This window comes from Skermanella rosea, assembly GCF_016806835.2.
In the GTDB taxonomy this organism is placed as follows: Bacteria; Pseudomonadota; Alphaproteobacteria; order Azospirillales; family Azospirillaceae; genus Skermanella; species Skermanella rosea.
In genome coordinates, this window is record NZ_CP086111.1 from 800,209 (window position 1) to 825,974 (window position 25,766).

Genomic DNA, 25,766 nt, shown 5'->3' on the forward strand with positions numbered 1-25,766 from the left:
TTATACCAGGACCATGCCTTCCTCGGGAGTGCTGTCCCGCTGCATCCCGTTGCCCTGCTGGTCCGCCGGGCCCAGCAGGATTTCGTTGTGTGCCCTCCCGCCGGGGATCATCGGGAAGCAGTTTTCCTTCTGGTCCACGCACATGTCGACGATCACCGGGCGGCGGACGTCGATCATTTCCTGAAGCACCGCGTCCACCTCCGACACCTTGGTGGCGCGCAATCCCACGCCGCCGAAGGCCTCGGCCAGCTTGACGAAGTCGGGCAGGGCCTCGCTGTAGCTCTCCGAATAGCGGCTGCCGTGCAGCAGTTCCTGCCACTGGCGGACCATGCCCATGTACTGGTTGTTCAGGATCAGCACCTTGATCGGCAGGCGGTACTGGACCGCGGTCGCCAGCTCCTGCATGTTCATCATGAAGGACGCCTCGCCCGACACGTCCACCACCAGCGCGTCGGGATGCGCGATCTGGGTGCCGATGGCGGCCGGCAAGCCGTAGCCCATGGTGCCCAGCCCGCCCGACGTCATCCAGCGGTTCGGCTCCTCGAAGGGGATGAACTGGGCGGCCCACATCTGGTGCTGGCCGACCTCGGTCGTGATGTAGGTGTCGCGGTTCCGGGTCAGCTCGCGCAGCCGCTCAAGCGCGTATTGCGGCTTGATCACCGGGTCGGAGTGGATGTAGCGCAGGCAGTCGCGGCCCCGCCACTCGGCGATCTGGGCCCACCACTGCTTCAGCGCCTCCTTGTCCGGACGCTTCTGGCGGGCCTTCCAGATGCGGATCATGTCTTCCAGGACATGGGCGCAGTCGCCGACGATCGGCACGTCCACCCGGACGTTCTTGTTGATCGAGCTGGGATCGATGTCCACATGGATCTTCTTGCTGCCGGGCGAGAACTCCGACAGCTTGCCGGTCACGCGGTCGTCGAACCGCGCGCCGATATTGATCATCACGTCGCACCCGTGCATCGCCAGGTTGGCCTCGTAGGTGCCGTGCATGCCCAGCATGCCCAGGAACTGCGGGTCCGACGCCGGATAGGCACCCAGGCCCATCAGGGTGTTGGTGCAGGGATAGCCCGTCATGCGGACGAACTGGGTCAGCAGCTTGGAAGCCAGCGGGCCGGAATTGATCACGCCGCCGCCGGTATAGAAGATCGGCCGCTTGGCGTTGGCGATCAGCTCGACCGCCTCTTCGACGCGGGCGATCTCCGGCTTGACCTGCGGGCGGTAGGTCTTGTGCCTGACCTCGTTCGGCGGCACGTACGGGCCGTCTGCGAACTGCACGTCCTTGGGGATGTCGATCACGACCGGGCCGGGGCGGCCGCTCTTCGCGACCCAGAACGCCTCGTGCATGGTCCGCGCCAGGTTGGCGACGTCCTTCACCAGGTAATTGTGCTTGGTGCAGGGCCGGGTGATGCCGGTCGTGTCGGCTTCCTGGAAGGCGTCGTTGCCGATCAGGTGCGTCGGCACCTGGCCGCTCAGGCACACGATCGGGATGCTGTCCATCAGCGCGTCGGTCAGGCCGGTGACCGCGTTGGTGGCGCCGGGGCCGGACGTTACGAGAACGACGCCGACCTTGCCGGTCGAGCGCGCATAACCTTCCGCCGCATGGACAGCCGCCTGTTCGTGACGCACCAGGATGTGGCGCAGGTCGTTCTGCTTGAACAGGGCGTCATAGATCGGAAGTACCGCGCCGCCGGGATAGCCGAAAATGACGTCTACGCCCTGGTCCTTCAGGGACTTGATGACGATCTCCGCACCGGTCAGCTTGTTCTCGGACATCTTTGACTACCTTCGTGTGTAGCGCACCCGCGCGCACCGCGGATGCCTCGTCTCCGTCTATGAAAATCCCGTTGTTTCTCAGGAATTTCAGCAAGTTGGCACTTCGGCCCGGGGCTGTGCCGAGGGCCGGGAAGCCGCAACCTAATCAAAACATTTTCCAGGGTCAACCCATTTTGCGAATTATGTTGCGAACCGTTTGTTGCATGCTTTCCGAATCTTGCGCGTTAATCACATGGCTGCCATGCGCCGGGCCGAGCTGGTGGCGGAACCAGGTGCCCTGCCGTTTGGCGTAGCGCCGGGTCGAGGTCTTGGCGGCGGCGACCGCGTCCTCCAGCGCGGCCTCGCCGCGCAGATAGGCCGAAAGTTCCGGCACGCCCAGCGCCTTCAGGGCCGGCAGGCCGGGGGAGAGGTCCAGCTCCAGCAGCGCGCGGACCTCGTCCAGGGCGCCGCGCTCCATCATGATGTCGAAGCGCCGGTCGCAGGCGGCGTACAGCGCGCCGCGCGGCGGATCGACCACGAACGGCACGAAGCGCAGGCCGGGCGGCGGGCCGGCCGCCGGGGCGGACTGCCAGTCGGTGATCGACCGGCCGGTCGCCTCCAGCACCTCCAGCGCGCGGCCCAGGCGCTGGCCGTCGCCCGGCTTCAGGCGGGCCGCCGTGGCGGGGTCGCGTTCGGCCAGCAGCGCGTGCAACCCCGGGGCACCCAGCGCTTCCCGGCGCTCCCGCACGGAAGCCCGGACCGCCTCGGGGATCGGCGGGATGTCGGCCAGCCCCTCCATCAGCGCCCGGATATAGAGGCCGGTGCCGCCGACCACGATCGGCAGCCGCCCGGCCGCGTGGGCCTCGGCGATCTCCGCCAGGGCCAGCGCCTGCCAGCGCGCCGCCGAGCAGCGCTCCGACGCCGGCAGCGCGCCGTAGAGCCGGTGCGGCGCCCGCGCCTCGTCCTCCGCGGTCGGCCGGGCGGTCAGGACCGGCAGCTCGGCGTAGATCTGCATGCTGTCGGCATTGATGACGGTACCGCCGAATTCCTCGGCCAGATCGAGTGCCAGCGCGGATTTGCCGCTGGCGGTAGGTCCGCCGACGACGACTACGGGTTTATCTGGCATGGACAACGCTTGGTGAGACATTTCATAAAGGCGGCCGACCCTCGCCCGCGGATACTTCCATGAACAATGTTCTGACCCTGATCGCCGATCCCGCCGCCGCCGACCTGGACGATAGCACGGTAGGCGCCGCGCGCGCCGCCCTGAAGGACCTGGGGGCCGAAACCGGCGCTCCGGACTGGCTCGCCCCCGGCGTCGCCTGCGACATCCCGTTCGACGGGCTCAACTGCGACCAGGCCGACGCGGCGCTCCACACCGCCTTGCCCGGGCGTCCGGTGGACCTGATCACCCAGCCGGCCGAGGGACGCCGCAAGCGGCTGCTGGTGGCCGACATGGAGTCCACCATCATCCGGCAGGAGATGCTGGACGAACTGGCCGAGCTGGTCGGGCTCAAGGACCTGATCGCCGGGATCACCTGGCGCGCGATGAACGGCGAGATCGACTTCAAGGACGCGCTGCGCGAGCGGGTGGCGCTCCTCAAGGACCTGCCGGTCGAGGCGCTGGACCAGGTCTACGGCCGGGTCGACCTGATGCCGGGCGCGCTGGCGCTGGTCGCGACCATGAAGGCGAACGGCGCTTACTGTACCCTGGTGTCCGGCGGCTTCAAGTTCTTCACCGAGCGGGTGCGCGCCACGGTCGGGTTCGACGAGGACCAGGCCAACGATTTCGAAATCGCGGACGGAAGGCTGAGCGGCCGAGCGGTCGAGCCGATCCTGGACAAGGACGCCAAGGTGGCCGCCCTGATCCGGGTCGCCGGCGCCCAGCGGATCCCGCTGCGGGAGTCCATCGCGGTGGGCGATGGCGCCAACGACCTGCCGATGCTCCAGGCCGCCGGGCTGGGCGTCGCGTTCCACGCCAAGCCGGCGGTGGCGGCCCAGGCGCGGGCGCGGGTGGAGCGCTCCGACCTGACGGCGCTGCTTTACGCCCAGGGCTACCGGACCGAGGAGATCCAGGCGCCCCGCCTGATCTCCTGACGTCCGGCGCTTCCCGTCACGCCGTTTTCCGCTCCGCGTCCGGAGCATCCGGAGCGTCCGCCGGCTGCGGAGCGTCCGCCGGCGGGGCGGCCTCTGGCTCCGCGGCGGCGGGGGCCATGGCGGCCGCCGCGGCCGTCGTCGCGGCGGCGACCGCCGCTACCGCCGCGGCGCTGCCCGCCAGGGTGCCCGGGGCACCCTCCGCCGGGGCCTGAGCATCCGCCGCCGCGGGAGCGGAGGTGGGAGCGGGAGCAGGCGCGGGAGCCGGAGCAGGCGCGGGAGCCGGAGCAAGAACCGGCGCGAAGTCCGAAGCCGCCGGGGCGGAGCCGCGGGCGGGAGCCGCGGACGGGTCCGTCTTCTGCTTGAACAGGGATTCGACCGTGTCCACCAGCCGCTGCAGGATCGTGTAGACCAGAGTCGCCGAGAAGCCGCCGAGCAGGGCCAGCAGCGGCTTGCTGAAGGTGGCAGCCGCCGAGGTCGAGGTGACCGCCCCGGTCGCCTGGTCGATCTCCGGCCCGATCGGGATCATCTGCGACAGGACGAGCCCGGCGATCACGCCCAGGCCGATCCGGATCCAGTAGGACGATTCGAAATGCGGGTCGTAGGTGCCGGCCCCGATATAGGAGTGGGCGATGAACAGCGCGTGGAAGCACCCACCCATCGCCGCCGCGCTCATCAGGAAAACCAGCACCAGGAAGCTTTCCATCCCGCTCATCGAATAGATGTCGGACGCCAGGTTGGGAAGGTTGACGGCGTCCGACAGGCTGGTCAGCACGAACAGCAGGGTGAACAGAGTGGCGCCGACCACCAGCCTCCGGATCGACGGCAGCGGCCCCAGGCAGGAGATCCAGCCGTTGCGCGCCCGGTCGATCTGGAGCAGGTAGATCGTCCGGGGCGACGCCGGCGCCACCACCCTGGCCAGCTGGGTATGGATCGCGCCGAGCGTCGCGAGCGGCACCCCTCCGGAATTCACCGCCGTCTCGACCAGGTCCAGGGACTGCATCAGCGGATCCGGTATCACGGTCCCGCTGCCCATCGCGTGCCGGGCCATGGCGTCGCATTCCAGGGCGATCCGCTGGGTCAGGGTGACCTCGCCCCATTCCGCTTCGGGCGAACCGTTCGCGGCCGCCAGCCGGACCAGATTGTTGACCGATGTATCCGTCACGGATGGCCTCCAGGAAATTGACAACCGAAAGGACATGAGATTTCGCGGAAAGCATAAATAAATTATAAAAGACAAATCATGCACTACCGCGGCGTGTGCGGCTCTGGCGGAGGGCTGCAACCCTCCGCCGATGTTCTTGATTTGTTTGCGCGTACCCCTTAATGTAGACCTGTCCCCACAGCCCGGCATGCTTCCCATGGCGACCGTCATCATCACGGAAAAATCCAGTCAGGCCAAAGACCTGCGCGCCGCGCTGGGCGACCGGTTCGGCCGCATCCTGCCGGCGGAGGGGCACCTGCTGCGGCTGGCCGAGCCGGACGAGGTCAATCCCGCCTGGAAGCGCTGGTCCTCGGCCCTGCTCAAGCCCGACGGGCTGTACCCGACTCGGCCGGACCCGAACGGCAACAAGCCGGCCAAGTTCCAGGCCATCGCGTCGGCGCTGAAGGCGTGCGACCGGGTGATCCTGGCGACCGACTGCGACCGCGAGGGCCAGCTGATCGGGCAGGAGATCCTGGAGCATGTCGGGTTCCGCGGGCCGGTGCTGCGCGCCATCTTCACCGCGCAGGACCCCAAGACGATCCGCGACGCCTTCGACCGGCTGAAGCCCAACGCCGAGCTGCGCCCCGTCTACGAGGCGGCGGTCGCGCGCCAGCAGGCCGACCAGATCTTCAACCTGTCCCTGACGCGCACCGCGACCACGACCCTGCTGGCGCCGGGCGTCAAGGGCGTCATCGGCATCGGCCGGGTCAAGACGCCGACCCTGGCGATCGTCTGCCTGCGCGAGCTGGAGATCCTGAACTTCAAGCCGGAGGATTATTTCGAGGTCACGGCCACCGCGACGGTGGGGGCCGGCACCTTCCTGATGCGCCACGCCCCGCCGCCCAAGGACCGGATCAAGGACCGCGCCCGGGCGGAGGCGATCGCCGCCGCGGCGGAAGGCTGCCGGGGACCCCTGGCGGTGACGGTGGAGGAGAAGCGGCAGGGTCCCCCCCGCCTGTTCGACCTGCCCGCGCTCCAGAAGACCTGCGGCCAGCGCTGGGGCTGGAACGCCGACAAGACCCTGGCGGTCGCCCAGGAGCTGTACGACGGCGACGGTAAGAAGCTGATAACCTATCCCCGGGCCGAGGCCCGCTACCTGTCGGAGAACCAGATCGCCGACGTGCCGGCGGTCGTCGGCGCGCTCACGGCATTACGGGGCTTCGCCCACCTGGACATCTCCCGCCCGGTGATCCGCAAGGGCAAGTCCGGCCATTTCCACGACAAGTCGCTGGAAGGCGTGTCGCACCACGCGATCGTCCCCAACGTCAACGTCCTCAACGACCTGGAGCCCCGGCTGGCCCGGTTGAGCGACGACGAGAAGCGCCTGTTCGCGCTGATCTGCCGCTCCTACCTCGCGATCGTGATGCCGGACTACGAGTACCGCCAGACCACAATCACCATGCCGGTGCCCGTGCCGGGTTCAATGCCGCCGGGCAAGCCCGTGGAGTTCCGCACCATCGGCCGCGTGCCGATCCGGCTGGGCTGGAAGCAGGTCTTCGGCGGCACCGAGCCGGGCGCCCCCGCCGAGCCCGAGAACGAGCAGACCCTACCCCCCGTCAACGACGGTGACCCCGCCACCCTGTCCGACGCCAAGGTGGAGGCCAAGCGCACCCAGCCACCGCCCCGCTACAACGAGGGCACCCTGATCGACGCCATGCAGAACGCCTGGCGCTTCGTCGAGGACCCGGCGCTGCGCGACCGGCTGAAGGAAGCCAAGGGCATCGGCACGCCGGCGACCCGCGCCGAGGTGATCAAGGGGCTCAAGCGGCAGAACATGCTGGCGACCGACGGCAAGCTGGTGGTGCCGACGCCGGCCGGCCTCCACCTGTTCGAGCTGCTCCGGACCTCCGCGCCCGTGCTGGTCGATCCCGGCACCACCGCCGTCTGGGAGATGCGGCTGGACGAGATCGTGACCGGCCGGGCCGAGTTCCGCCACGTCATCGACGGCATCGCGACCGAGGCCGAACGCCTGATCGGCGCCCTCCGGTCCCGCCGGGGCACGGCCCTGGACCTGGGCGCCCCGGCCCCTCCCGTCGCCAAGACCCCGTCCAAGCGCCGCGCCGCCGCACCCGGAACCGCGCGCAAGCGAAAGTCCGCGGCGCCTGCCGACGGCGAGGCTTCTGCGGCACCGAAGCGCCGCCGGGCCACCACGCCGCGCAAGGCCGCGCCCAAGCCGTCCGGCAATCCGCCGACCGAGAAGATGCTGGCCTTCGCCAACAGCCTCGCGACCCGCAAGGGCGTCCCGCTGCCCCCGGAGGTAAGCACCGACTTCGACGCCTGCCGCAAGTTCCTGGACGCGCACGCCAAGGTCTCGCCCTGACACCCGGAGGGTGCGCGTCCCGCGCACCATGGGCGGCGTGACGCCGCCCCTCCCCGGAAACGACGCCGGCGGCGGCCTCAGACCGTCAGCGACCCCGCCTTGGCGGCGGCGTAGCGCTCGCCGACCTTGGCCCAGTTCACCGTGTTCCACCAGGCCTTCAGGTAGTCGGCCCGGCGGTTCTGATAAGTCAGGTAATAGGCGTGCTCCCACACGTCGTTGCCCATCAGCACGCGCTTGCCGTCCATCAGAGGCGTGTCCTGGTTCGGCCGGCTGTCCAGCGCCAGCTTGCCCTGGCGGTCCACCGTCACGAACACCCAGCCGGACCCGAACACCCGCGCCCCGGCGCCGTTGAACAGCTCCTTCATGGACTCCAGGCCGCCCAGGTCGCGGTCGATCGCGGCCTTCAGCTCGCCCGCCGGGGCACCGCCGCCCGGCCCCATGATCTGCCAGAACATGGTGTGGTTGGCGTGCCCGCCGCCATTGTTCCGGATTGCTGTCCGCACCGCCTCGGGCATCTCGCCGAGCTTCGCCAGGATGTTCTGGAGCGGCATCTCCGCGACCCTGGAATGGTCCTTTACCGCCGCGTTCAGGTTGTTGACATAGGCCGCGTGATGGCGCCCATGGTGGATCTCCATGGTCTTGGCATCGATGTGCGGCTCCAGCGCCGACGGCGCATAACCCAGCGGCTCCAGCTTGAACGGCCCCGACGGCGCCTGGGCCCACGCCCGGCCCACCGCTCCGCCCGCCAGCGTGACCATCGAGACAGCCCCCGCAGCCGCAAGAAATCCGCGGCGCCCCATCATCAGCATCGCTCGTGCCCTCCCTGATGCAGTCTTCGGCGGGTGCCTCATGCCGGCACCGCCCCATTGCCTAAATGGGCGCCGTGCATTTTCTCTTCGAGACTGATCGGAGCGCACTTTCGATCAGTCTCCAACAGATCACCGCCTCCTACTCCACCGCCTCGAAGCTCGCATAAAGCTTCCGCGCCCGCTCCACCACCTCCCAAGTCCCCACGAACCCCGCCGGCATCACGAAGGCATCCCCCGCCTTGAAGGTCCGCTCGCCGCCCGCCTCGTCGCGCACCACGACCACGCCCGCCAGCAGATGGCAGAACTCGTTCTCGGTGAAGTTCACCCGCCACACGCCGGGGGCGCCCTCCCAGATGCCGGCCGAGAACTGGCCGGTTGCATCGGTGAAATGGTTCCACGCCACCTGGTCGGGAGATCCCGCAAGGATGCGCTCCTCGTCCGGGCGGATGACATATTCCTCGGACGGGGTCTCCCCGATCACGGCGAGGTCGGAGATGCGTTTCGACATGAAATTTCCTTTTTCCGGGGGCGCCGCGCATGGGATGCTCCGAAATGCGCTGGCTGTATTGCATTAAAGTCTAGTCCCTTGAGACGCGGAGGGGCAGGGGCTATGTTGACGCCCAGAGGCGAGTCCGGCCCCCGGGCCGGGCAGTTCGGGTCCCCCGATGGAACGTGAATCAGAGAATTAAAGAAATGGCCAAGCCGCGCACTCTCTTCGACAAGATCTGGGACAGCCACGTCGTCCACCGCCAGGAGGACGGCACCTGCGTCCTCTATATCGACCGTCACCTGGTGCACGAAGTGACCAGTCCGCAGGCTTTCGAGGGACTGCGACTTGCCGGGCGCAAGGTGCGCCGCCCGGAAGCGACGCTGGCCGTCGCCGACCATAACGTGCCGACCAGCGACCGCAGCCAGGGCATCGCCGACGAGGAGAGCCGCATCCAGGTCGAGACGCTGGAGATGAACGCCCGCGACTTCGGCGTGCCTTACTACGCCATGGACGACATCCGCCAGGGCATCGTCCACATCATCGGGCCGGAGCAGGGCCTGACCCAGCCGGGCATGACCATCGTGTGCGGCGACAGCCACACCGCGACCCACGGCGCGTTCGGCGCGCTGGCCTTCGGCATCGGCACGTCCGAGGTCGAGCACGTGCTGGCGACCCAGACGCTCCAGCAGCGCCCGGCCAAGAACATGCGCATCACGGTGGACGGCGACTTGGCTCTCGGCGTCACCGCCAAGGACCTGATCCTGGCCGTGATCGGGGTGATCGGCACCGCCGGCGGCACCGGCCACGTCATCGAATACGCCGGCAAGGCGATCCGCGACCTGTCCATGGAAGGCCGCATGACCGTCTGCAACATGTCGATCGAGGCGGGCGCCCGCGCCGGCCTGATCGCCCCGGACGACACCACCTTCGACTACCTGAAGGGCCGCCCCTACGCCCCCAAGGCCGGCGCCTGGGAGCAGGCCGTGGCCTACTGGCGCACGCTGCCCAGCGACGAGGGCGCGGTCTACGACAAGGAAGTGGTGCTGAAGGCGGAGGACATCGTGCCGCAGGTCACCTGGGGCACCAGCCCGCAGGACGTGCTGCCGATCACCGGTTCCGTGCCCAACCCGGCCGACATCGCCGACAAGGCGAAGCGCGCCGCGATCGAGCGCGCGCTGGACTACATGGGCCTGACCCCCGGCACGCCGCTCAACCAGGTCAAGGTGGACAAGGTCTTCATCGGCTCCTGCACCAACGGCCGGATCGAGGACCTGCGCGCCGCGGCCACGGTCGCCCGGGGCCGCAAGGTCGCCGACGGCGTCTACGCCATGATCGTCCCCGGCTCCGGCCTCGTGAAGGAGCAGGCGGAGGAAGAGGGCCTGGACGTGATCTTCAAGGAGGCCGGCTTCGACTGGCGCGAGCCCGGCTGCTCCATGTGCCTCGCCATGAACGCCGACAAGCTCAACCCCGGCGAGCGCTGCGCCTCCACCTCGAACCGCAACTTCGAGGGCCGGCAGGGCCGCGGCGGCCGTACCCACCTGGTCAGCCCGGCGATGGCCGTGGCGGCGGCGGTGACCGGCCACCTGACCGACATCCGCGAACTCGCCTGAGGAGCGTCCCGCATCATGGAAAAATTCACCACGCTGACCGGGGTCGCGGCCCCGCTGCCGATCATCAACGTCGATACCGACATGCTGATCCCCAAGCAGTTCCTCAAGACGATCAAGCGGACCGGCCTGGGCAAGCACCTGTTCGACGAGATGCGCTACACCCCGGAAGGGGCGGAGAAGCCCGACTTCGTGCTGAACAAGCCGGCCTACCGCCAGGCGAAGATCCTGGTCGCCGGCGACAATTTCGGCTGCGGCTCCTCGCGCGAGCACGCCCCCTGGGCGCTGGCCGACTTCGGCATCCGCTGCGTCATCGCCCCCAGCTTCGCGGACATCTTCTACAACAACTGCTTCAAGAACGGCATCCTGCCGATCGTCCTGCCGCAGGAGCAGGTGGACTTGCTGATGGACGACGCCGAGCGCGGCTCCAACGCCGTCGTCACGGTGGACCTGGAGAAGCAGGAGATCACCGGCCCCGACGGCGGCACGATCCGGTTCGACGTCGATCCCTTCCGGAAGCACTGCCTGCTGAACGGCCTGGACGATATCGGGCTGACGCTGGAGCACGCCGGCTCGATCGACACTTACGAGACATCGCAGCGCGGCACGCAACCCTGGCTGTGGGCATAGCGCATCAGGGGAGCTTTTCAGGAGCGCCCCGGCGCACTACAAAGCTCCGCAGCACATAATCCATGGAGTGAACACGCGATGTCCGCCAACAAGAAGCTGCTGATACTGCCCGGTGATGGTATCGGCCCGGAAGTGATGCGCCAGGTGCGGCGCGTGATCGACTGGATGGATCGCAAGAGGCGTGTGACGTTCGACGTTCAGGAAGGCTTGGTCGGCGGCATCGCCATCGACCACTACGGCGTTCCCATTTCCGACGAGACGATGGCCGACGCCATGGGCGTCGACGCCGTGCTGCTGGGCGCCGTCGGCGGCCCCAAGTGGGACAATATCGGCTTCGACAAGCGCCCCGAGGCCGGCCTGCTGCGCCTGCGCAAGGAGCTGGGCCTGTTCGCCAACCTGCGCCCGGCGATCGTGTTCGACGCTCTCGTGGACGCCTCGACCCTCAAGGCGGACATCGTCCGCGGCCTGGACCTGATGATCGTCCGCGAGCTGACCGGCGGCGTCTATTTCGGCGAGCCGCGCGGGATCGAGGAACTGCCCGACGGCCAGCGCCGCGGCGTCAACACCCAGGTCTACACCACGTCGGAGATCCACCGCGTCGCCCGCGTCGCCTTCGAGTTGGCGCGCAAGCGGCAGAACAAGGTCTGCTCGGTCGAGAAGGCCAACGTGATGGAATCCGGCCTGCTGTGGCGCCAGGAGGTGACCGCCCTGCACAAGGCCGAATATTCCGACGTCGAGCTGTCGCATATGTACGCCGACAACTGCGCCATGCAGCTGATCAAGAACCCCAAGCAGTTCGACGTCATCGTCACCGACAACCTGTTCGGCGACATGCTGTCGGACGAGGCGGCGATGATGACCGGCTCGCTCGGCATGCTGCCGTCTGCCTCGCTGGGCGCCCCGGACGACACCGGCCGCCGCCGCGCCCTGTACGAGCCGGTCCACGGCTCCGCTCCGGACATCGCCGGCCGCGACCTCGCCAACCCGATCGCGACGCTGCTCAGCTTCGCCATGATGCTGCGCTACTCGTTCGACATGAACGAGGACGCCGACCTGATCGAGAAGGCGGTCCAGACCGTGCTGAACGGCGGCACCCGCACCTCCGACATCATGGCGCCGGGCATGGCCCGCTGCTCCACGTCGGTGATGGGCGACTCGATCGTCCGCGTGCTGGACAAGATCGCGTCCTGAACCGATCCGAAGCGCGGGCCGGCCCCGGCCCGCGCTTCCCGATATCCCGATACGCCTCGCGTCACCGCGCCGCATCGACCATCGCGCGCAAAACCGCCATGAGATGCATGCACAGGCATGCAAGGGGCGGCTCGTGGGGCACGATTACGACGCGACGATCAAGGCGCTGGTCTGGACCGGCACCCCGGCCCTGCTGCGCATGCTGACCGGCGCCGACGTCGAGCGCTTCGTCCCCACCGAGTTCGCCAGCATCCGCCTGCGCCGCCCCGACATGGTGGCCGAACTGGCCGGCGGCGGCGTCTTCCACCTGGAGCTGGAATCAGGCACTTCTCCGGACATCGTCTGGCGGATGTACGAGTATTACGGCCTGATCTCCGAACGCTACGGCAACGCGCCGGTCACCCAGCTCGTGCTGCGCCTCGGCGAGCGCCGGGCCGACGAGCCCGTCGGCATCTTCCATCCCAACCTGAACTTCCGCTTCGAGGTCCGCTACATCGCCGACTTCGACGCCGGCCCGCTGCTCGACAGCCCGTCGCCCGACGACGCGGTACTGGCAATCCAGTGCAAATGCGACGATATTCGAGAGCGCGTGCGCGCGATCCTGGCGCGGCTCGCGACACTCGGCAGGCGGGACCGGAACGACGCGGCCAACCGGCTCCTGACCCTGTCGAAACTGCGGAAAGCCGCCCCGGTCGTAGTGGAGGAGGTCAGGAACATGGCAGTGCAGTTCACTCTGGAAGAGTACCCGCTGTACGACGAGGCCTTCGCGAAGGGACAGGTGAAAAGCCTGCTGCGCCTTATCGAGCGCCGCATCGGATCGGTTCCCGGCCATGTGGCTGAGCGCGTCCGCCAGGGATCTGCCGATGATCTCGACCGCTGGTTCGACGCCATCGACGATAGCCGGAAGCTGACTGCCGCCGAACTCGACGCGATCCTCGATCTGCGTCCAAACTGACATGCAGTTCCTGGACAACCACCGCCCTGATCGGCAAAGCGCCCCATCCCCGTAGGTCGGACTTCGCCCGCAGGGCGAACTCCGACAGCGGGCTATACCTAACCCATGATGGAGACCGGTAACATGGCCGGCGCGGGCACGAAAGCAATCCTTAACCGTTCAAGGATAAAATACCTAAAATCCCACCTCTCCGCGAAACCTCCGGCCATGCCCGCATTCCCTGCCGAGCCCGGCGCCGTCACCCCGTTCGGGTCCCCATGATGACGGATGCTGACACATGCGGCCAAACCCCGGGGGGTCCTCACGGGAATTTCCGGCTGTTCTCCACCAGCAGCACATACAGTTCCTTGATGAAGTCCTGCTGCTTCAGCCGGCCGAAGGGCAGGTTGTCGCAGGCGAAATCGACCAGCCCGTCCGAGGCCTTGGTCGGCACGATCTCGAACCCGGCCTTGCGCAGCGCGATGATCACCGCCGTGGCCTGCTTCACATAGTCCTCGTTGAAGAACGACTTGTCCGCGTCCTTGATCGCCAGGGCGATCGTGTCGCGCAAGAGATTGGTGCTCACGCCGGCTCCCGTCTGGAGTGCTGATCCGCGTGACGGCGCAGTTCGGCATCCAGCCGCCCCGTCACGAACAGGTAGAACATGCGGAAATCGCTGGCCAAAGACCAGAGCGGATAGGTGAACGTCGCCGGCCGGTTCCGCTCGATCGCCATGTGGCTGATCCAGGCGAACGCGTAGCCGGAGACGACGGCCGCCACGACCAGCCAGCCGTTGCCGGTCGCGGCGGCGGCCCCCAGCAGGACCAGCGCCAGCGCGGTGCCGGCGAAGTGGAAGGCCCGGGTGCCCGGCCGGCTGTGCTCGGCCAGGTAATGGGGCCAGAACTCGCGATATGTCGAATAGTCGCGCGCCATGTCCATCCTCCAGGAGCAGCGTCCTCCGGGGACTCATCATGTCGAATCACCCCCGTCCTTGCAAACGGGCGGCGCGGGGCATAAGTCAAGTACCCTTGACGGATAGTCACGGGCGCCGTCCCAAAAGGCGCGCCCGGTCCGATACCCAGAAAAGAAACAGGAACGCATCATGGGCTACAAGGTCGCGGTCATCGGCGCCACCGGCAATGTCGGGCGCGAGATGTTGACCACCCTGGCGGAGCGCAATTTCCCGGTGGACGCCGTCGCCGCCCTCGCGTCGGAAAACTCCATCGGCACCCAGGTCTCCTTCGGCGAGAAGGATATCCTGGACGTCCAGGACCTCGCCAAGTTCGACTTCCGGGGCTGGGACATCGCGCTCTCGTCGCCCGGCGGCAAGGTGTCCGCCCAGTACGCGCCAAAGGCCGCCGGCGCCGGCTGCGTCGTGATCGACAACACGTCCCATTTCCGGATGGAGCCGGACGTGCCCCTGGTCGTGCCGGAGGTCAACCCCGAGGCGCTGGCCGGCTACACCAAGCGCAACATCGTCGCCAATCCCAACTGCTCGACCATCCAGATGGTGGTGGCGCTGAAGCCGCTGCACGACCTCGCCCGCATCAAGCGCATCGTGGTCTCCACGTACCAGTCGGTGTCGGGGGCGGGCAGGGACGGCATGGACGAGCTGTTCAACCAGACCCGCGCCATCTACGTCAACGACCCGGTCGAGAAGCGCAAGTTCGACAAGCAGATCGCCTTCAACGTCATTCCCCACATCGACAGCTTCATGGAGGACGGCACCACCCGGGAGGAGTGGAAGATGATGGTCGAGACCAAGAAGATCCTCGACCCCCGCATCACCGTCACCGCCACCTGCGTGCGCGTGCCGGTCTTCATCGGCCATGCCGAGGCCGTCAATGTCGAGTTCGAACGGCCGATCACGGCGGAGGAGGCGACCGAGGCGCTGCGCGAAGCCCCCGGCATCACCGTGATCGACCACCGCGCCGACGAGGGCTTCGTCACCCCGGTGGAATGCGCCGGCGACGACCCCGTCTTCGTCTCGCGCATCCGGGAGGACTTCTCGGTCGAGAACGGCCTGAACCTCTGGGTCGTCGCCGACAACCTGCGCAAGGGCGCCGCCCTCAACGCGGTGCAGATCGCGGAACTGCTGGCAGGCAGCTATCTGCGGAAGTAACGGGCGGCAACACGCTTCCTTCATCATGCCCGGATCAAGTCCGGGCATGAGGAGATCATGAGGAGACCTCGATGAGACCATGAAGAGGTCATGGGGAGATCAGGCGCCGCACCGCCGTGGATCATCCCTGTCCATCGCCGTAATCTGTGGCAAGAATCCCTTCCCCCTAGCGCACCTTGGCGACGTCGAACAGCCGCCCCGGGCGCACCAGCTCGTCCTGGGCGGCGATCAGCTGAAGCTCCCGCGTCCCGACCTTCAGCGTCGCGGCGAACACGCCGTAGATCGCCGCCGCGGCATGCCCCAGGGCCGCCGCCGCGTCGCCGGTCTCCAGGTACTTCGCCAGGAACACCGCGGCCACGCAGTCGCCCGCCCCGTTGGGCGGCGGGTCCAGCGGCAGGCGGGGCGTCGCCACCACATAGGCGCCGTCCGGCGTGTCCAGCAGCATCTCGATGGTGTCGGGGGCCGCCTCGGCACGGGTCAGGCTGGTCAGCAGCACCAGCTTCGGCCCCAGCGCGCGGGCAGCCGCCGCCGCGGCCAGCGCGTCCTCCATCGAGCGGACCTCCCGCCCGGTCAGGAACTCCAGCTCGAACTGGTTGGGGGTGATGATCCCGGCGGCGGGGACCGCGTGCTCCCGCATGAAGCTGCGGATGTCCTCGCTGACGAAGAAGCCGCGCCCGACGTCGCCCATCACCGGGTCGCAGCAATAGACCGCGCGGGGGTTGCCGGCCTGGACCCGGCGGACCGTCTCGACGATCACCTGGCCCAGGGCCGCCCCGCCCATGTAGCCGGACAGCACGGCGCCGCAACGGTCCAAGCCGCCGCGCTGGCCGATGCCGTCGATCACGTCGGCGATGTGCTCGGGCGTGAAGACCTGGCCGGTCCAGGACCCGTAGCCGGTATGGTTGGAGAACTGGACGGTATTGACCGCCATCGCGTCGAACCCGAGGCGCTGGAGCGGGAACACGGCCGCACGGTTGCCGACATAGCCGAAGGCGACGTGGGACTGGATGCTGAGGATCTGTTTCATGGCGCCGCCAACGGTGCCACAAGCTCGCGCGCCGCACCAGCCCGCATCACGCGGTTCCGCCCCGCGGCCTTGGCCTCGTAGAGCGCCTGGTCGGCCCGGGCCAGCGGCTGCTCGATCCGGCTGTCGTCGCGCCGGCCCTCCGCCACGCCCAGGCTGACGGTGAAGCGGATCCCGGTGCCCGGCGCGCCCGCGGCGGACATGCCGGACATGGCGGGCAGGCGCAGGCCGGCGACATGGTGGCGGACCCGCTCCGCCACGGCCATGGCCTCGTCCTCGCGGGCTTCCGGCAGCAGGATGGCGAACTCCTCGCCGCCCATGCGGCCGGCCAGGTCGTTCTCCCGGATCACCGGGCGGAAGGCGGACGCCAGGAGCATCAGCGCCTCGTCGCCGACCGCGTGCCCGTAGGTGTCGTTGATCCGCTTGAAGTGGTCGACATCGGCCATGATCAGGCTGAACGGGGCGCCCGACCGGCGCAGACGCGCCAACTCGCGCTCGGCGCAGTCCAGCAGGTGGCGCCGGTTGGCGATCCCGGTCAGCGGGTCGGTGGTCGCCAGCAGCACCAGCTCCGCCTCGGTCCGCTTGCGGCCGGTGATGTCCCGGATCATGGCGGTGAAGATCGGGCCTTCCGGCCCCTCGGACCGGGACAGCGAGATCTCGACCGGAAAGCCGGTGCCGTCGCGGCGCCGGCCGCTCACCTCGGGCCGGTCGGCCATGACCTGCGCGGTCACGGCATTGCGCAGGAATTCGCTGAAATGGGCGGAATGCCGGGCGCGCAGCGGCTCGGGGACCAGCCGCGACAGCGGTTCGCCCAGGATCTCGTCGGTGCGGTAGCCGAACATCCGTTCCGCCGCCGGATTGAACAGGACGATGCGCTGGCCGGCATCGACCGACACGACGGCGTCGTGGGCGAGGTCCAGGATGTTCTTCAGCCGCGCCTCCGACCGGCGCAGCCGGTCCTCCAGCTGGCCGCGCGCGATCGCGTGCCGCACCGCGCGCTCGATCATGGCGTCCTCGAACTCGCCCTTCACCAGGAAGTCCTGGACGCCGGCCTCGACCGCGGCCAGCGCCATGTCGTTGTCGCTCAGCCCGGTCAGGACGATCAGGGGCAGGGTGGGCGCGGCGCGGCGCACCGCGCCGATGGTCTGGAAGCCCTGGCTGTCCGGCAGCGACAGGTCGAGCAGGACGACATCGTAGCGCGTCTCGGCGAGCAGCGTCAGCGCGTGCGCCAGCGTCTCGACCCAGGTCACCCCGAACTGGCCGCGTCGGCCGCCCAGCGTCCGGGTCACCAGATCGGCGTCGCCCGGCTGGTCCTCGACGAGCAGGACGCTGATGATCTCGGCGGTATGGCCTGCGGGAGCGAACATTCTGATTGCGGTCCGCCGTCCGCCAGGGGAAACGGAGCCTCCCGGGGATGGGCGATTCATCGGTGGAAACGACGATATCATATCAAATTGCGGGGGAGATCGGACGCAAAATCCGCCACCTAAGCGTGGCGCGTCATTGTGCTGCACCTCCGCCCATGTCGCCGATTGCCCTTTGCCGCACCCGCGCTGTAAGGTCCCGGCCGAATCAAGCCGGCATCTTCGGGAGAACACCCATGGCAATGACTGTCCGCCCCCGTCGCAGCGTCCTCTACATGCCGGGGTCCAACCCGCGGGCCATGGAGAAGGGCAAGACCCTGCAGGCCGACGGGCTGATCCTCGACCTGGAGGACGCGGTCGCTCCCGATGCCAAGGCGCAGGCCCGGACCCAGATCGGCGACGCGATCCGGGGCGGCGGCTACGGAAGGCGCGAGCTGATCGTCCGGACCAACGGGCTCAATACCCCCTGGGGCTACGAGGACCTGGTGTTCGCCGCCACCTCGGGCGCCGATGCGGTGCTGCTGCCGAAGGTGGAGTCGGCCGACATGGTCCGCCAGGCGGAGCAGGTGCTGGCGGCGTCCGGCGCTCCGGCCGACCAGCGGATCTGGTGCATGATGGAGACGCCGCTGGCGATGCTCAACGTCAAGGAGATCGCCGGCGCCTCCCCCCGGCTGGGCGGTCTCGTGATGGGCACCTCCGACCTCGCCAAGGACCTCCACGCCGCCCACACGCGGGACCGCCTGCCGATGATCACCAGCCTGGGCCTGTGCCTGCTGGCGGCGCGGGCCTACAACCTCGCCATCCTGGACGGCGTCTATCTCGACCTGAACGACGACGAGGGGTTCGCCGCCAGCTGCCGGCAGGGGCTGGAGCTGGGCTTCGACGGCAAGACCCTGATCCACCCCAAGACTCTGGCCGCCGCCAACGCGGTGTTCGGCCCGTCCGCCGAGGAGGTGGCCTGGTCCCGCCGAATCATCGACGCCTTCCAGGCCGCCGTGGCCGAGGGGAAGGGCGTGGTTCTGGTGGACGGCAAGCTGGTGGAGAACCTGCACGTCGAGAACGCCCGCCGCCTGGTGGCGCTCGCCGAAGCGATCGAGGCCATGGACGGCGACGCCGCGGCCGCCTGACACCCCCATCCCAGTTCCCGCGTCAGGAGAGAGCCAAGGCCATGACCAAGACCAATCCCGGCAACTACTTCGAAGATTTCCGCCTGGGCCAGGAGATCGTCCACGCCACGCCGCGCACCGTGACCGAAGGCGACATGGCGCTCTACGTGGCGCTCACCGGCTCCCGCTTCGCCCTGCATTCGGCGGACACCTTCGCCCAGGACCTCGGGTTCGAGGGTGCGACCATCGACGACGTGCTGGCCTTCCACGTGGTGTTCGGCAAGACCGTGCCCGACGTCTCGCTGAACGCGGTCGCCAACCTGGGCTACGCCGCCTGCCGCTTCGGGGAGCCGGTCTATCCCGGCGACACCCTGTCCTCGGTCTCCCAGGTGATCGGCCTGAAGGAGAATTCCAACGGCAAGACCGGCACGGTCTATGTCCGCTCCATCGGCGTCAACCAGCGGGACGAGATGGTGCTGGATTATTGCCGCTGGGTGATGGTCCGCAAGCGCGACGAATCGGCCCCGGCGCCCGACCCGGTGGTTCCCGAGCTGCCCGACGCCGTCGCGGTCCACGACCTGATCGTGCCGACCGGCGCCGGCTTCGCGGTCTACGACACGGTCGCGGCGGGCTCCCCACACCTGTGGGACGACTACGAGGAGGGCGAGCGGATCGACCATGCCGACGGCATGACGATCGAGGAAGCGGAGCACGCCATGGCGACCCGCCTCTACCAGAACACCGCGCGCGTCCACTTCAACCAGCACACCGAGAAGGACGGGCGGTTCGGCCGGCGGCTGATCTATGGCGGCCATATCATCAGCATCGCCCGCGCCCTCAGCTTCAACGGGCTGGCCAACGCGGTCCGCATCGCCGCGATCAACGGCGGGCGCCACGTCGCCCCGACCTTCGCGGGCGACACCATCTATGCCTGGAGCGAGGTGCTGGAGAAGCACGAACTGCCCGGCCGCCACGACATCGGCGTGCTGCGCCTGCGCACCGTCGCCGCCAAGGACCGGCCCTGCGCCGACTTCCCCGGCACCGGGGCGGACGGGAAGACCGACCCGTCCGTCGTGCTCGACCTCGACTACACCGTGCTGATGCCGCGCCGGGTGTCCTGACCGGCCCAGCCGCCCTGGTGTTTCGGCGCAACCGTAGGTCAGCCTTCGCCCGCAAGGGCGAACGCCGACACCCTGCGCCGACGCTCCGGCCATGCTGTCGGCGTCGGCCTTCGGCCGAGGCCGACCTACGATAAACCGATCAACAAAACCGTGCCGCTCACGAGGGCTCGCGCTCCTTCCCGGCCTCGGGATCGCGGGCCAGCGTGAGGACGGCATGGGCCGCGGCGTCGGCCATCTGGTGGAGCACGGCGGCGTCTATGTTGGTCAGGTCGTCGCAGGCTTGGTGGTAGCAGGGGTCGAACGGCTGTCCGGCGGTGCCGCCGAACCGGGCGGCCGACTCCTCCGACTTGATCTCCCCGGCGCCGGTATAGAGCCCGCCGGTCGGGATGCCCGCCCGGGCGAAGGGCGCGTGGTCAGATCCGCCGCGCATCGGGGTGGACCCCGCCTCCAGCCCGATCGCGGCGAAATAGTCCCTGAACACCCGCTCGATCGCGGCCGGGCCGTCATAGATCAGCCGGCCGGGATTGGGCGAGCCCAGCATGTCGAAGTTGAGCACGGCGGCCAGCCTGCCGCGCTCCTCCTCCGGCAGGGACTGCAGATGGTGGCGGGAGCCGACCAGCCCGACCTCCTCGGCGCCCCAGAAGGCGAACCTGACCCGGTTGGCCGGCTGCTCTCCGCCGCCCAGTTCGGCCATGCGGAGCGCGGTCTCCAGCACGACCGCGGCGCCGCTGCCGTTGTCGTTGATGCCCGGCCCTTCCGGCACGCCGTCCAGGTGGGCGCCGACCAGCACGGTGTTGCCGGTGGTCCCCTCCGGCCCGTCGGCCACGACGTTGCGGCTCGACCTGGTGCCGGTGCGGGCATCGACCGCCAGCCGCACCTCCGGCCGGGCCTCGCGCAGCCTCAGGCCGATCTCCGCCGGAACGCCGACCACCGGGACCGGCGCCGGATCGCCCAATTGGCCACGGAAGGCGCCGGTGCGCCCCTCCGTGCCCTCGTTGTAGATCACAACGCCTTTGGCCCCGGCCGCCGCGGCATGGCCGACCTTGGTCTGGAAGGTGCAGGTGCCACGCCGGACCAGGGCGATGGCGCCGCGGGTGAAGCCCTGGAAGTCGGACGCCTCGCAGGCGAGCGACGAGCCCGACGGCGGGACCACGCGGGCGGTCACGTCGCCGCTGCCGGAATTGGCGAGGGTTCGGACCTGGTTCCGCTCCAGCGCGACGCCCGGCGCGGCCAGCACGGGCGGCGCGGTCTCCTCGAAGAAGGGGAACTCGAACCGTTCGAAGCGGACCGTGTATCCCGCCTGTTCCAGCAGGGCGGCGACATGGTCGGCGGAGCGCTCGTGGCCGGGCCGTCCGGCGGCCCGGTTGCCGCCGTTCTCCTCGGCGATCCGCTGGAACGAGCGGAGATGGCCCAGCAGGCCGTCCTCCGTCACCGCGTTCCGGAGCGCCTCGGTGGCCGCCACGTCCGCGACGGCCGGGACTGCGGCGAGGCACAGGGCACCGGCCAGGACGGCATGGCGCGCGGCGGACATCCACGGCGACGCTCCATCACGCATCGGATCTGCTCCAGGTTCGGGAAGGCACGATCGGATACATAGGGCCGCGACGCGGATTGTCCGCTTGGCAAGGGAAATACCTTGGTTTCGCCCCAATCCCGGGCGACTCGGCGGATCAGTCCAGTTCCGCCACCTCGGAGGAGGCGAAGACGCCGGACGCCTTGGCGATGCTCGGCTCGTAGGGATGGCGCTTGCGCGGGTAGACGCCGCTCAGCCGCTTCACATAAGCCTCGGTCTCGCGGTAGGGGGGAATGCCGCGGTACCGCTCCACCGCGCCCTCGCCGGCATTGTAGGCGGCGGCGACCAGCGCCACGTCGCCCCGGAAATAGGCCATCAGCCAGCGCAGGTAGCGCATTCCGCCCTGGATGTTCTCCTTCGGATCGAACGGGTCCTTGACCCCGAAGCGCTCCGCGGTGTCCGGGATCAGCTGCATCAGCCCCTGGGCGTTGCGCGGCGACACCGCGTCGGCGCGGTAGCCGGACTCGATCTGCATGATCGCCAGCACGAAGTCGGGATCGAGGCCGTAGCCCGGCGCCATCGACCGCACCATCTTCTCGATCTTGGCCGGGGCGGGCAGGTGGCCGGCGCCGCGGACGCCGGGGACGTAGCAGCCCGGCGCCTGGACCTGCTTGACGCTCGCCACCTTTGGCATCAGCTCGCGGGCTTCCATATGGCCAAGCTCGATCGCCCGGCGGACCCAGGCTGCCGCCATGGCCTGGTCGCGCGGCGCGCCCTTGCCGGCGAGGTAGAACTGGCCGAGCCGGTACGCGGCGATCGGATGCCCCTTCGCCGCCGCCTGGCAGTACAGGCTGAAGGCCCGGCCATGATCCAGGGCGACGCCGACGCCGTTTTCGAACCGCCGGCCCAATTCGAACTGGGCCCGGGTGCTTCCGGAATTGGCCAAGGTCTCAAGGGCAAGTACAGTGCGATCCGGCGTTGCGGCATATGCGGGAATAGTACTGAAGCAAAGGCCGAAAATAATCAACGTTCGTCGGATTGCCTTCATTGCCGAGCGACTTTCATTTGATCAAGACTGACCTGTTCGAAGTAACACAGGGCGTCTCGTCGCCCAAGAGCAACTTTCGGCTATCGGGAAGCCCATCCGGTTCACCCCGATGCCCGCCATGGCCGCCCCCGCTTCTCCGGTCGATACCCGGCGAAGCGGGGCGGCCCTGCTGGCGGGCCGGGCCGGATCAAGCCTGGAGGGGAGCCGTCTCGCGCTCCAGCAGGACCGCCTCCGCCTCCGCCGCGATGGCGAGCGAGGCGGTGATGCCAGGCGATTCGATGCCGTAGAGGTTGAGCAGCCCCGGCACGCCGTGCTGGCGCGGTCCCTGGATCATGAAATCGGCGTCGGCCACCCCGGCCGCGACCAGCTTCGGCCGGATGCCGGCGTAGCCGGGCTGGAGCGCGTCGTCGGGCAGGTCCGGCCAGTAGCGGCGGATCGCTCCGTAGAACTTGTCGGCGCGGCGGATGTCCACGTCGTAGTTGATCCGGTCGATCCATTCGACGTCCGGTCCGAACCGGGCCTGCCCGGCCAGGTCGAGCGTCAGGTGGACGCCCAGGCCGCCCGGTTCCGGCACCGGATAGATCAGCCGGCTGAACGGCGCCCGCCGGGCGAGCGAGAAATAATTGCCCTTCGCCAAGTGGATCGGCGGGATCGAGTCCGCCGGGATGCCCTGGATCGACCGCGCGATCTCCTGGGCGAACAGCCCGCCCGAATTGACCACCAGGTTGGCGATCAGGCGGAACGGCTCCGGGCCGCCCGTCTCGATGATGATGCCGTCGTCGGTGACCCGCCCGCCGGCGACCGGGCTGTTGAAGGCCACCATGCCGCCATGGTCCTCCAACTCGCCCTGGTAGGCCAGCATCAGCCCGTGGGTGTCCACGATGCCGCTCGACGGGGAATGCAGGGCGCCGACGGTGTGCAGCGCCGGCTCCAGCGCCGCGACGTCGGCGGCGCTCAGCCATTCCAGGTCGGTCACGCCGTTGGCCCGCGCCTTGGCGTCGATCTCGGCCAGCTTGCCGCGCTGGCCCTCGTCGGTCGCGACCAGCAGCTTGCCGCAGCGGCGATGGGGAACGCCCCGGTCGGCGCAGTAGGCGTAGAGCGCGTCGCGGCCCCGGACGCACAGCCGCGCCTTCAGGCTGCCCTTGGGATAATAGAGGCCGGCATGGATGACCTCGCTGTTGCGGGAGCTGGTGCCGCTGCCGATGCAGTCCGACCCTTCCAGCAGGACGACGTCCCGGCCGGCCAGGGCCAACTGGCGGGCCACCGCCAGCCCGATCACTCCAGCGCCGATCACCACGCAATCGACTCTCTCCGGGGCCACGCCGTCCAGGGCGCGGTTCGGCTGAATTTCGCTCATCATCACCTGACTGATCGCTGAAACCCGCGGATCGGCCCGCCTGCGCGCCGGCCCCGTCCGCCAATCTGTCCAGCGGTCACTATGCCGCGCGACGACGGGGCACGTCCATGGCTCCGACGAACGCGCCCAAGAAAGAGGGCGGCGTCCCCTTCGGGGGACACCGCCCTTGCCAGTGCGAGGCTAAACATCGAGAGGCATTGGGATAGAGAAACGGCCCGAACCCCACTTCGTCCGGACCCGGCGCCGGGTACTGCAGTAACGACGGTCCGGCGACGCCGATCCAGACCGTCATCCACGGTACGACGGCAATCGTGTCGATCAAGGATGGAGGATCCACGGTCGATACCTTCCGCTTTTATCCTCGGTAGTCGGAGAACTATTGAACCTCCGACCCTGATCCAGCGACTGCCGAAGTTATACCCGGTTAACATTGGCTGCGGGCTTCACGTTCCCTTGGCGGTTCAAAATTTTCTTTTCACCGCCTCGTGCCAGCCTTCGCCTTGCCGAGCGCATTGGCCGGGGTCCAGGTCGGCCGGCCTCGGCCGGTCCCGTTCATGCCGGTGCGCTGCGGCGTGGCCTTGGCTACCGCCTGGGGTTTGGGCGGGGCCGCCACCCGGGCCGGCGCCGGCCTTGCCGGGACCGGCGTCCGTGCGGGTGCCGCCTTGGCGGGGCCGGCGGTTCTCCGCGCCGGAACGGCGGCTTCCTGCGGCGGCTCTGCGCAGGAAAGCAGCCCGTGGTAGGCGGTTCGGAAAAGCTGCGGGAAGGCGTCGAACGTCTCGTTGTGGGATCGGGCATACGACAAGGCGATCTTCGTGGCCATCCTGTGGATGTCTGCACGCTCGCTGATGCTCATCGGTGGGGGCTCCTCAGTGTCCGCCCGGACAGGGCAATCCTGCCCATTCGGCTGATTAACGCCGGCCATGCCGCTGTGTTCCCCCAAGGACTCGCCGAAATTGCGGAAACGGCGGCGGTACTCCCGAACGACTCGCAACCGCTTTCGCCCGTCGTCGTTAACGTATTGGAATCAACCCCAACAGAGAAAGCCAGGCCATGCGAAGTATTCGATACGAGCGCTTCGGCGAGCCGTCGGATGTCCTTTTCCTGCAGGAGCGGGAAAAACCCCGGCCCGGCCCCGGCGAGGCGCTGGTGCGCCTCCGGCTGCGCTCGATCAATCCGGCCGACCTGCTCCAGGTCCGCGGCCTCTACGGCCAGTTGCCGCAGCTCCCGGCGACCGCCGGGATGGAAGGCGTCGGGGTGGTCGAGGAACTGGGCGAAGGCGTCGGGGAAGGGACCGGCCCGGCGGTCGGCAGCCGGGTCATGCCGCTGGGGAGCCCGGTTTGGCAGGAATATGCCTGCGTCAAGGCGGCGGCGCTGCTCCCGATCCCCGACGCCATGCCCGACCCGGTCGCGGCGCAGGCCTTCGTCAACCCGGTCACCGCATGGCTCATGACGGTGGAGGAGCTGAAGCTCAAGCCGGACGACACGGTCCTGGTGACGGCGGCCGGCTCGGCCCTGGGGCGCATCGTCATCCAGCTCTCCCGGCGCCTCGGGTTCAAGGTGATCGGCACCGTGCGCCGGGCGGCCCAGGCCGACGAGCTGATGGCGCTGGGCGCCCACGCCGTCGTCTCGACCGCCGACGAGGACCTGCGCGGGCGCGTGCTGGAACTGACCGGCGGCCGGGGCGCCGACGGCGCGATCGAGGCGGTCGGCGGCGCGGTCGGGGCGGCGGCGGCGGGCGCGCTGGCGCCGGGAGGCACGATGCTGGTCTATGGCCTGATGTCCGGCGAGCCGATTCCGGTCCCGGTCACCGACATGATCTTCAAGAGCTTGCGGATCAGGGGCTTCTGGCTGGCAGACTGGGCCCGGACGGCGCCGGAGGAAGCGCGCCGCGCCGCGATTTCCAAGGTGTTCGGCCTGCTGGCCCAAGGGGAGATCGATCTTCCGGTGTCCGCCGTCTATGATCTGGCCGATATCCGCGACGCGGTCCTTGCCGCGGAGTCTTCCGGCCGTCCCGGCAAGGTCCTGCTCGGCGGCTAGCGTACCGGGATCCGGGGGGCGGGATCTCCGGCAGCGTCCG

General features: G+C 68.8%; 23 protein-coding genes. 10 read left to right on the forward strand and 13 right to left on the reverse strand.

Annotated elements, in window-relative coordinates:
- Both JL101_RS03750 and miaA read right to left on the reverse strand, forming a co-directional pair.
- A complete protein-coding gene (locus JL101_RS03750) occupies window positions 1–1,776 on the reverse strand; it encodes an acetolactate synthase 3 large subunit (protein WP_203098451.1) in 1,776 nt (591 codons plus the stop codon).
- Window positions 1,777–1,939: 163 nt separating this feature from the next.
- The gene (gene miaA, locus JL101_RS03755; protein ID WP_203098450.1) at window positions 1,940–2,881 is read right to left on the reverse strand and encodes a tRNA (adenosine(37)-N6)-dimethylallyltransferase MiaA; all 942 of its coding nucleotides are present in this window, start codon (window positions 2,879–2,881) and stop codon (window positions 1,940–1,942) included.
- 59 nt (window positions 2,882–2,940) lie between these two features.
- Between miaA and serB the strand changes: the two genes are divergently transcribed.
- The gene (serB, locus tag JL101_RS03760; RefSeq protein ID WP_203098449.1) at window positions 2,941–3,852 is read left to right on the forward strand and encodes a phosphoserine phosphatase SerB; all 912 of its coding nucleotides are present in this window, start codon (window positions 2,941–2,943) and stop codon (window positions 3,850–3,852) included.
- 16 nt (window positions 3,853–3,868) lie between these two features.
- Here the strand turns inward: serB and JL101_RS03765 are convergent, their stop codons facing one another.
- Window positions 3,869–5,014, reverse strand: coding sequence for a hypothetical protein (locus JL101_RS03765; protein ID WP_203098448.1), 1,146 nt, complete (start codon window positions 5,012–5,014; stop codon window positions 3,869–3,871).
- A 196-nt stretch (window positions 5,015–5,210) separates the two neighbouring features.
- Here JL101_RS03765 and JL101_RS03770 point away from each other — a divergent pair, with 196 nt between their 5' ends.
- Window positions 5,211–7,373: a DNA topoisomerase gene (locus JL101_RS03770; protein WP_203098447.1), complete on the forward strand. Its 2,163-nt coding sequence runs from the start codon at window positions 5,211–5,213 to the stop codon at window positions 7,371–7,373.
- Window positions 7,374–7,450: 77 nt separating this feature from the next.
- Here JL101_RS03770 and JL101_RS03775 read toward each other — a convergent pair whose 3' ends face one another.
- Together JL101_RS03775 and JL101_RS03780 are read right to left on the reverse strand one after the other, a co-directional pair.
- A complete protein-coding gene (locus JL101_RS03775; protein ID WP_228435269.1) occupies window positions 7,451–8,131 on the reverse strand; it encodes a superoxide dismutase in 681 nt (226 codons plus the stop codon).
- Window positions 8,132–8,321: 190 nt separating this feature from the next.
- Entirely contained in the window at window positions 8,322–8,690 is a 369-nt protein-coding gene (locus tag JL101_RS03780) for a cupin domain-containing protein (protein ID WP_203098445.1), read from the reverse strand.
- Between the two features lie 185 nt (window positions 8,691–8,875).
- Between JL101_RS03780 and leuC the strand changes: the two genes are divergently transcribed.
- From leuC to JL101_RS03800, 4 genes are all read left to right on the forward strand, one after another.
- Window positions 8,876–10,282: a 3-isopropylmalate dehydratase large subunit gene (gene leuC, locus JL101_RS03785; RefSeq protein WP_203098444.1), complete on the forward strand. Its 1,407-nt coding sequence runs from the start codon at window positions 8,876–8,878 to the stop codon at window positions 10,280–10,282.
- A gap of 15 nt (window positions 10,283–10,297) precedes the next feature.
- Window positions 10,298–10,909 (forward strand): 3-isopropylmalate dehydratase small subunit, encoded by a 612-nt coding sequence (leuD, locus tag JL101_RS03790; protein ID WP_203098443.1) that lies wholly within the window; start codon window positions 10,298–10,300, stop codon window positions 10,907–10,909.
- Between the two features lie 78 nt (window positions 10,910–10,987).
- Window positions 10,988–12,100: a 3-isopropylmalate dehydrogenase gene (gene leuB, locus JL101_RS03795; RefSeq protein ID WP_203098442.1), complete on the forward strand. Its 1,113-nt coding sequence runs from the start codon at window positions 10,988–10,990 to the stop codon at window positions 12,098–12,100.
- Window positions 12,101–12,203: 103 nt separating this feature from the next.
- Window positions 12,204–13,055, forward strand: coding sequence for an RpnC/YadD family protein (locus JL101_RS03800; protein ID WP_203098441.1), 852 nt, complete (start codon window positions 12,204–12,206; stop codon window positions 13,053–13,055).
- 301 nt (window positions 13,056–13,356) lie between these two features.
- Here JL101_RS03800 and JL101_RS03805 read toward each other — a convergent pair whose 3' ends face one another.
- Together JL101_RS03805 and JL101_RS03810 are read right to left on the reverse strand one after the other, a co-directional pair.
- Window positions 13,357–13,620 carry a hypothetical protein gene (locus JL101_RS03805; RefSeq protein WP_201077482.1) on the reverse strand — a complete coding sequence of 88 codons (264 nt, stop codon included), beginning with the start codon at window positions 13,618–13,620 and terminating at the stop codon, window positions 13,357–13,359.
- Window positions 13,617–13,967 (reverse strand): DUF962 domain-containing protein, encoded by a 351-nt coding sequence (locus JL101_RS03810; RefSeq protein ID WP_203098440.1) that lies wholly within the window; start codon window positions 13,965–13,967, stop codon window positions 13,617–13,619. Before JL101_RS03810 ends, JL101_RS03805 begins: the two co-directional genes overlap by 4 nt.
- Before the next feature lie 169 nt (window positions 13,968–14,136).
- Here JL101_RS03810 and JL101_RS03815 point away from each other — a divergent pair, with 169 nt between their 5' ends.
- Window positions 14,137–15,156: an aspartate-semialdehyde dehydrogenase gene (locus tag JL101_RS03815; protein WP_203098439.1), complete on the forward strand. Its 1,020-nt coding sequence runs from the start codon at window positions 14,137–14,139 to the stop codon at window positions 15,154–15,156.
- A 166-nt stretch (window positions 15,157–15,322) separates the two neighbouring features.
- Here JL101_RS03815 and pdxY read toward each other — a convergent pair whose 3' ends face one another.
- Window positions 15,323–16,183 carry a pyridoxal kinase PdxY gene (gene pdxY, locus JL101_RS03820; RefSeq protein WP_203098438.1) on the reverse strand — a complete coding sequence of 287 codons (861 nt, stop codon included), beginning with the start codon at window positions 16,181–16,183 and terminating at the stop codon, window positions 15,323–15,325.
- Window positions 16,180–17,547, reverse strand: coding sequence for a GGDEF domain-containing protein (locus JL101_RS03825; RefSeq protein ID WP_203098437.1), 1,368 nt, complete (start codon window positions 17,545–17,547; stop codon window positions 16,180–16,182). Before JL101_RS03825 ends, pdxY begins: the two co-directional genes overlap by 4 nt.
- A 233-nt stretch (window positions 17,548–17,780) precedes the next feature.
- Here JL101_RS03825 and JL101_RS03830 point away from each other — a divergent pair, with 233 nt between their 5' ends.
- Entirely contained in the window at window positions 17,781–18,671 is an 891-nt protein-coding gene (locus tag JL101_RS03830; RefSeq protein WP_203098436.1) for an HpcH/HpaI aldolase/citrate lyase family protein, read from the forward strand.
- Window positions 18,672–18,712: 41 nt separating this feature from the next.
- On the forward strand, window positions 18,713–19,771 hold the full coding sequence (locus JL101_RS03835) for a MaoC family dehydratase (RefSeq protein WP_203098435.1): 1,059 nt from the start codon (window positions 18,713–18,715) through the stop codon (window positions 19,769–19,771).
- A gap of 157 nt (window positions 19,772–19,928) precedes the next feature.
- On the opposite strand, the gene JL101_RS03840 is transcribed toward JL101_RS03835, so the two are convergent.
- The 4 genes from JL101_RS03840 to JL101_RS03855 form a co-directional block, all read right to left on the reverse strand.
- Window positions 19,929–21,326, reverse strand: coding sequence for a M28 family peptidase (locus tag JL101_RS03840; RefSeq protein ID WP_203098434.1), 1,398 nt, complete (start codon window positions 21,324–21,326; stop codon window positions 19,929–19,931).
- Window positions 21,327–21,441: 115 nt separating this feature from the next.
- The gene (locus JL101_RS03845; RefSeq protein ID WP_203098433.1) at window positions 21,442–22,230 is read right to left on the reverse strand and encodes a transglycosylase SLT domain-containing protein; all 789 of its coding nucleotides are present in this window, start codon (window positions 22,228–22,230) and stop codon (window positions 21,442–21,444) included.
- A gap of 289 nt (window positions 22,231–22,519) precedes the next feature.
- On the reverse strand, window positions 22,520–23,692 hold the full coding sequence (locus JL101_RS03850; protein ID WP_228435270.1) for an NAD(P)/FAD-dependent oxidoreductase: 1,173 nt from the start codon (window positions 23,690–23,692) through the stop codon (window positions 22,520–22,522).
- A 472-nt stretch (window positions 23,693–24,164) separates the two neighbouring features.
- Window positions 24,165–24,542: a hypothetical protein gene (locus tag JL101_RS03855; RefSeq protein ID WP_203098432.1), complete on the reverse strand. Its 378-nt coding sequence runs from the start codon at window positions 24,540–24,542 to the stop codon at window positions 24,165–24,167.
- Window positions 24,543–24,739: 197 nt separating this feature from the next.
- Here JL101_RS03855 and JL101_RS03860 point away from each other — a divergent pair, with 197 nt between their 5' ends.
- Window positions 24,740–25,726 carry a zinc-dependent alcohol dehydrogenase family protein gene (locus JL101_RS03860; protein WP_203098431.1) on the forward strand — a complete coding sequence of 329 codons (987 nt, stop codon included), beginning with the start codon at window positions 24,740–24,742 and terminating at the stop codon, window positions 25,724–25,726.
- Window positions 25,727–25,766 lie beyond the last annotated feature (40 nt).

What these genes read in the sequence shown, in the direction of transcription:
- JL101_RS03750 (WP_203098451.1), bottom strand. Translation starts at nt 1,776, where the DNA reads ATGTCCGAGAACAAGCTGACCGGTGCGGAGATCGTCATCAAGTCCCTG.
- miaA (WP_203098450.1), bottom strand. Translation starts at nt 2,881, where the DNA reads ATGCCAGATAAACCCGTAGTCGTCGTCGGCGGACCTACCGCCAGCGGC.
- serB (WP_203098449.1), top strand. Translation starts at nt 2,941, where the DNA reads ATGAACAATGTTCTGACCCTGATCGCCGATCCCGCCGCCGCCGACCTG.
- JL101_RS03770 (WP_203098447.1), top strand. Translation starts at nt 5,211, where the DNA reads ATGGCGACCGTCATCATCACGGAAAAATCCAGTCAGGCCAAAGACCTG.
- JL101_RS03775 (WP_228435269.1), bottom strand. Translation starts at nt 8,131, where the DNA reads ATGGTCACGCTGGCGGGCGGAGCGGTGGGCCGGGCGTGGGCCCAGGCG.
- JL101_RS03780 (WP_203098445.1), bottom strand. Translation starts at nt 8,690, where the DNA reads ATGTCGAAACGCATCTCCGACCTCGCCGTGATCGGGGAGACCCCGTCC.
- leuC (WP_203098444.1), top strand. Translation starts at nt 8,876, where the DNA reads ATGGCCAAGCCGCGCACTCTCTTCGACAAGATCTGGGACAGCCACGTC.
- leuD (WP_203098443.1), top strand. Translation starts at nt 10,298, where the DNA reads ATGGAAAAATTCACCACGCTGACCGGGGTCGCGGCCCCGCTGCCGATC.
- leuB (WP_203098442.1), top strand. Translation starts at nt 10,988, where the DNA reads ATGTCCGCCAACAAGAAGCTGCTGATACTGCCCGGTGATGGTATCGGC.
- JL101_RS03800 (WP_203098441.1), top strand. Translation starts at nt 12,204, where the DNA reads ATGCATGCACAGGCATGCAAGGGGCGGCTCGTGGGGCACGATTACGAC.
- JL101_RS03810 (WP_203098440.1), bottom strand. Translation starts at nt 13,967, where the DNA reads ATGGCGCGCGACTATTCGACATATCGCGAGTTCTGGCCCCATTACCTG.
- JL101_RS03815 (WP_203098439.1), top strand. Translation starts at nt 14,137, where the DNA reads ATGGGCTACAAGGTCGCGGTCATCGGCGCCACCGGCAATGTCGGGCGC.
- pdxY (WP_203098438.1), bottom strand. Translation starts at nt 16,183, where the DNA reads ATGAAACAGATCCTCAGCATCCAGTCCCACGTCGCCTTCGGCTATGTC.
- JL101_RS03825 (WP_203098437.1), bottom strand. Translation starts at nt 17,547, where the DNA reads ATGTTCGCTCCCGCAGGCCATACCGCCGAGATCATCAGCGTCCTGCTC.
- JL101_RS03830 (WP_203098436.1), top strand. Translation starts at nt 17,781, where the DNA reads ATGGCAATGACTGTCCGCCCCCGTCGCAGCGTCCTCTACATGCCGGGG.
- JL101_RS03835 (WP_203098435.1), top strand. Translation starts at nt 18,713, where the DNA reads ATGACCAAGACCAATCCCGGCAACTACTTCGAAGATTTCCGCCTGGGC.
- JL101_RS03840 (WP_203098434.1), bottom strand. Translation starts at nt 21,326, where the DNA reads ATGCGTGATGGAGCGTCGCCGTGGATGTCCGCCGCGCGCCATGCCGTC.
- JL101_RS03850 (WP_228435270.1), bottom strand. Translation starts at nt 23,692, where the DNA reads ATGATGAGCGAAATTCAGCCGAACCGCGCCCTGGACGGCGTGGCCCCG.
- JL101_RS03855 (WP_203098432.1), bottom strand. Translation starts at nt 24,542, where the DNA reads ATGAGCATCAGCGAGCGTGCAGACATCCACAGGATGGCCACGAAGATC.
- JL101_RS03860 (WP_203098431.1), top strand. Translation starts at nt 24,740, where the DNA reads ATGCGAAGTATTCGATACGAGCGCTTCGGCGAGCCGTCGGATGTCCTT.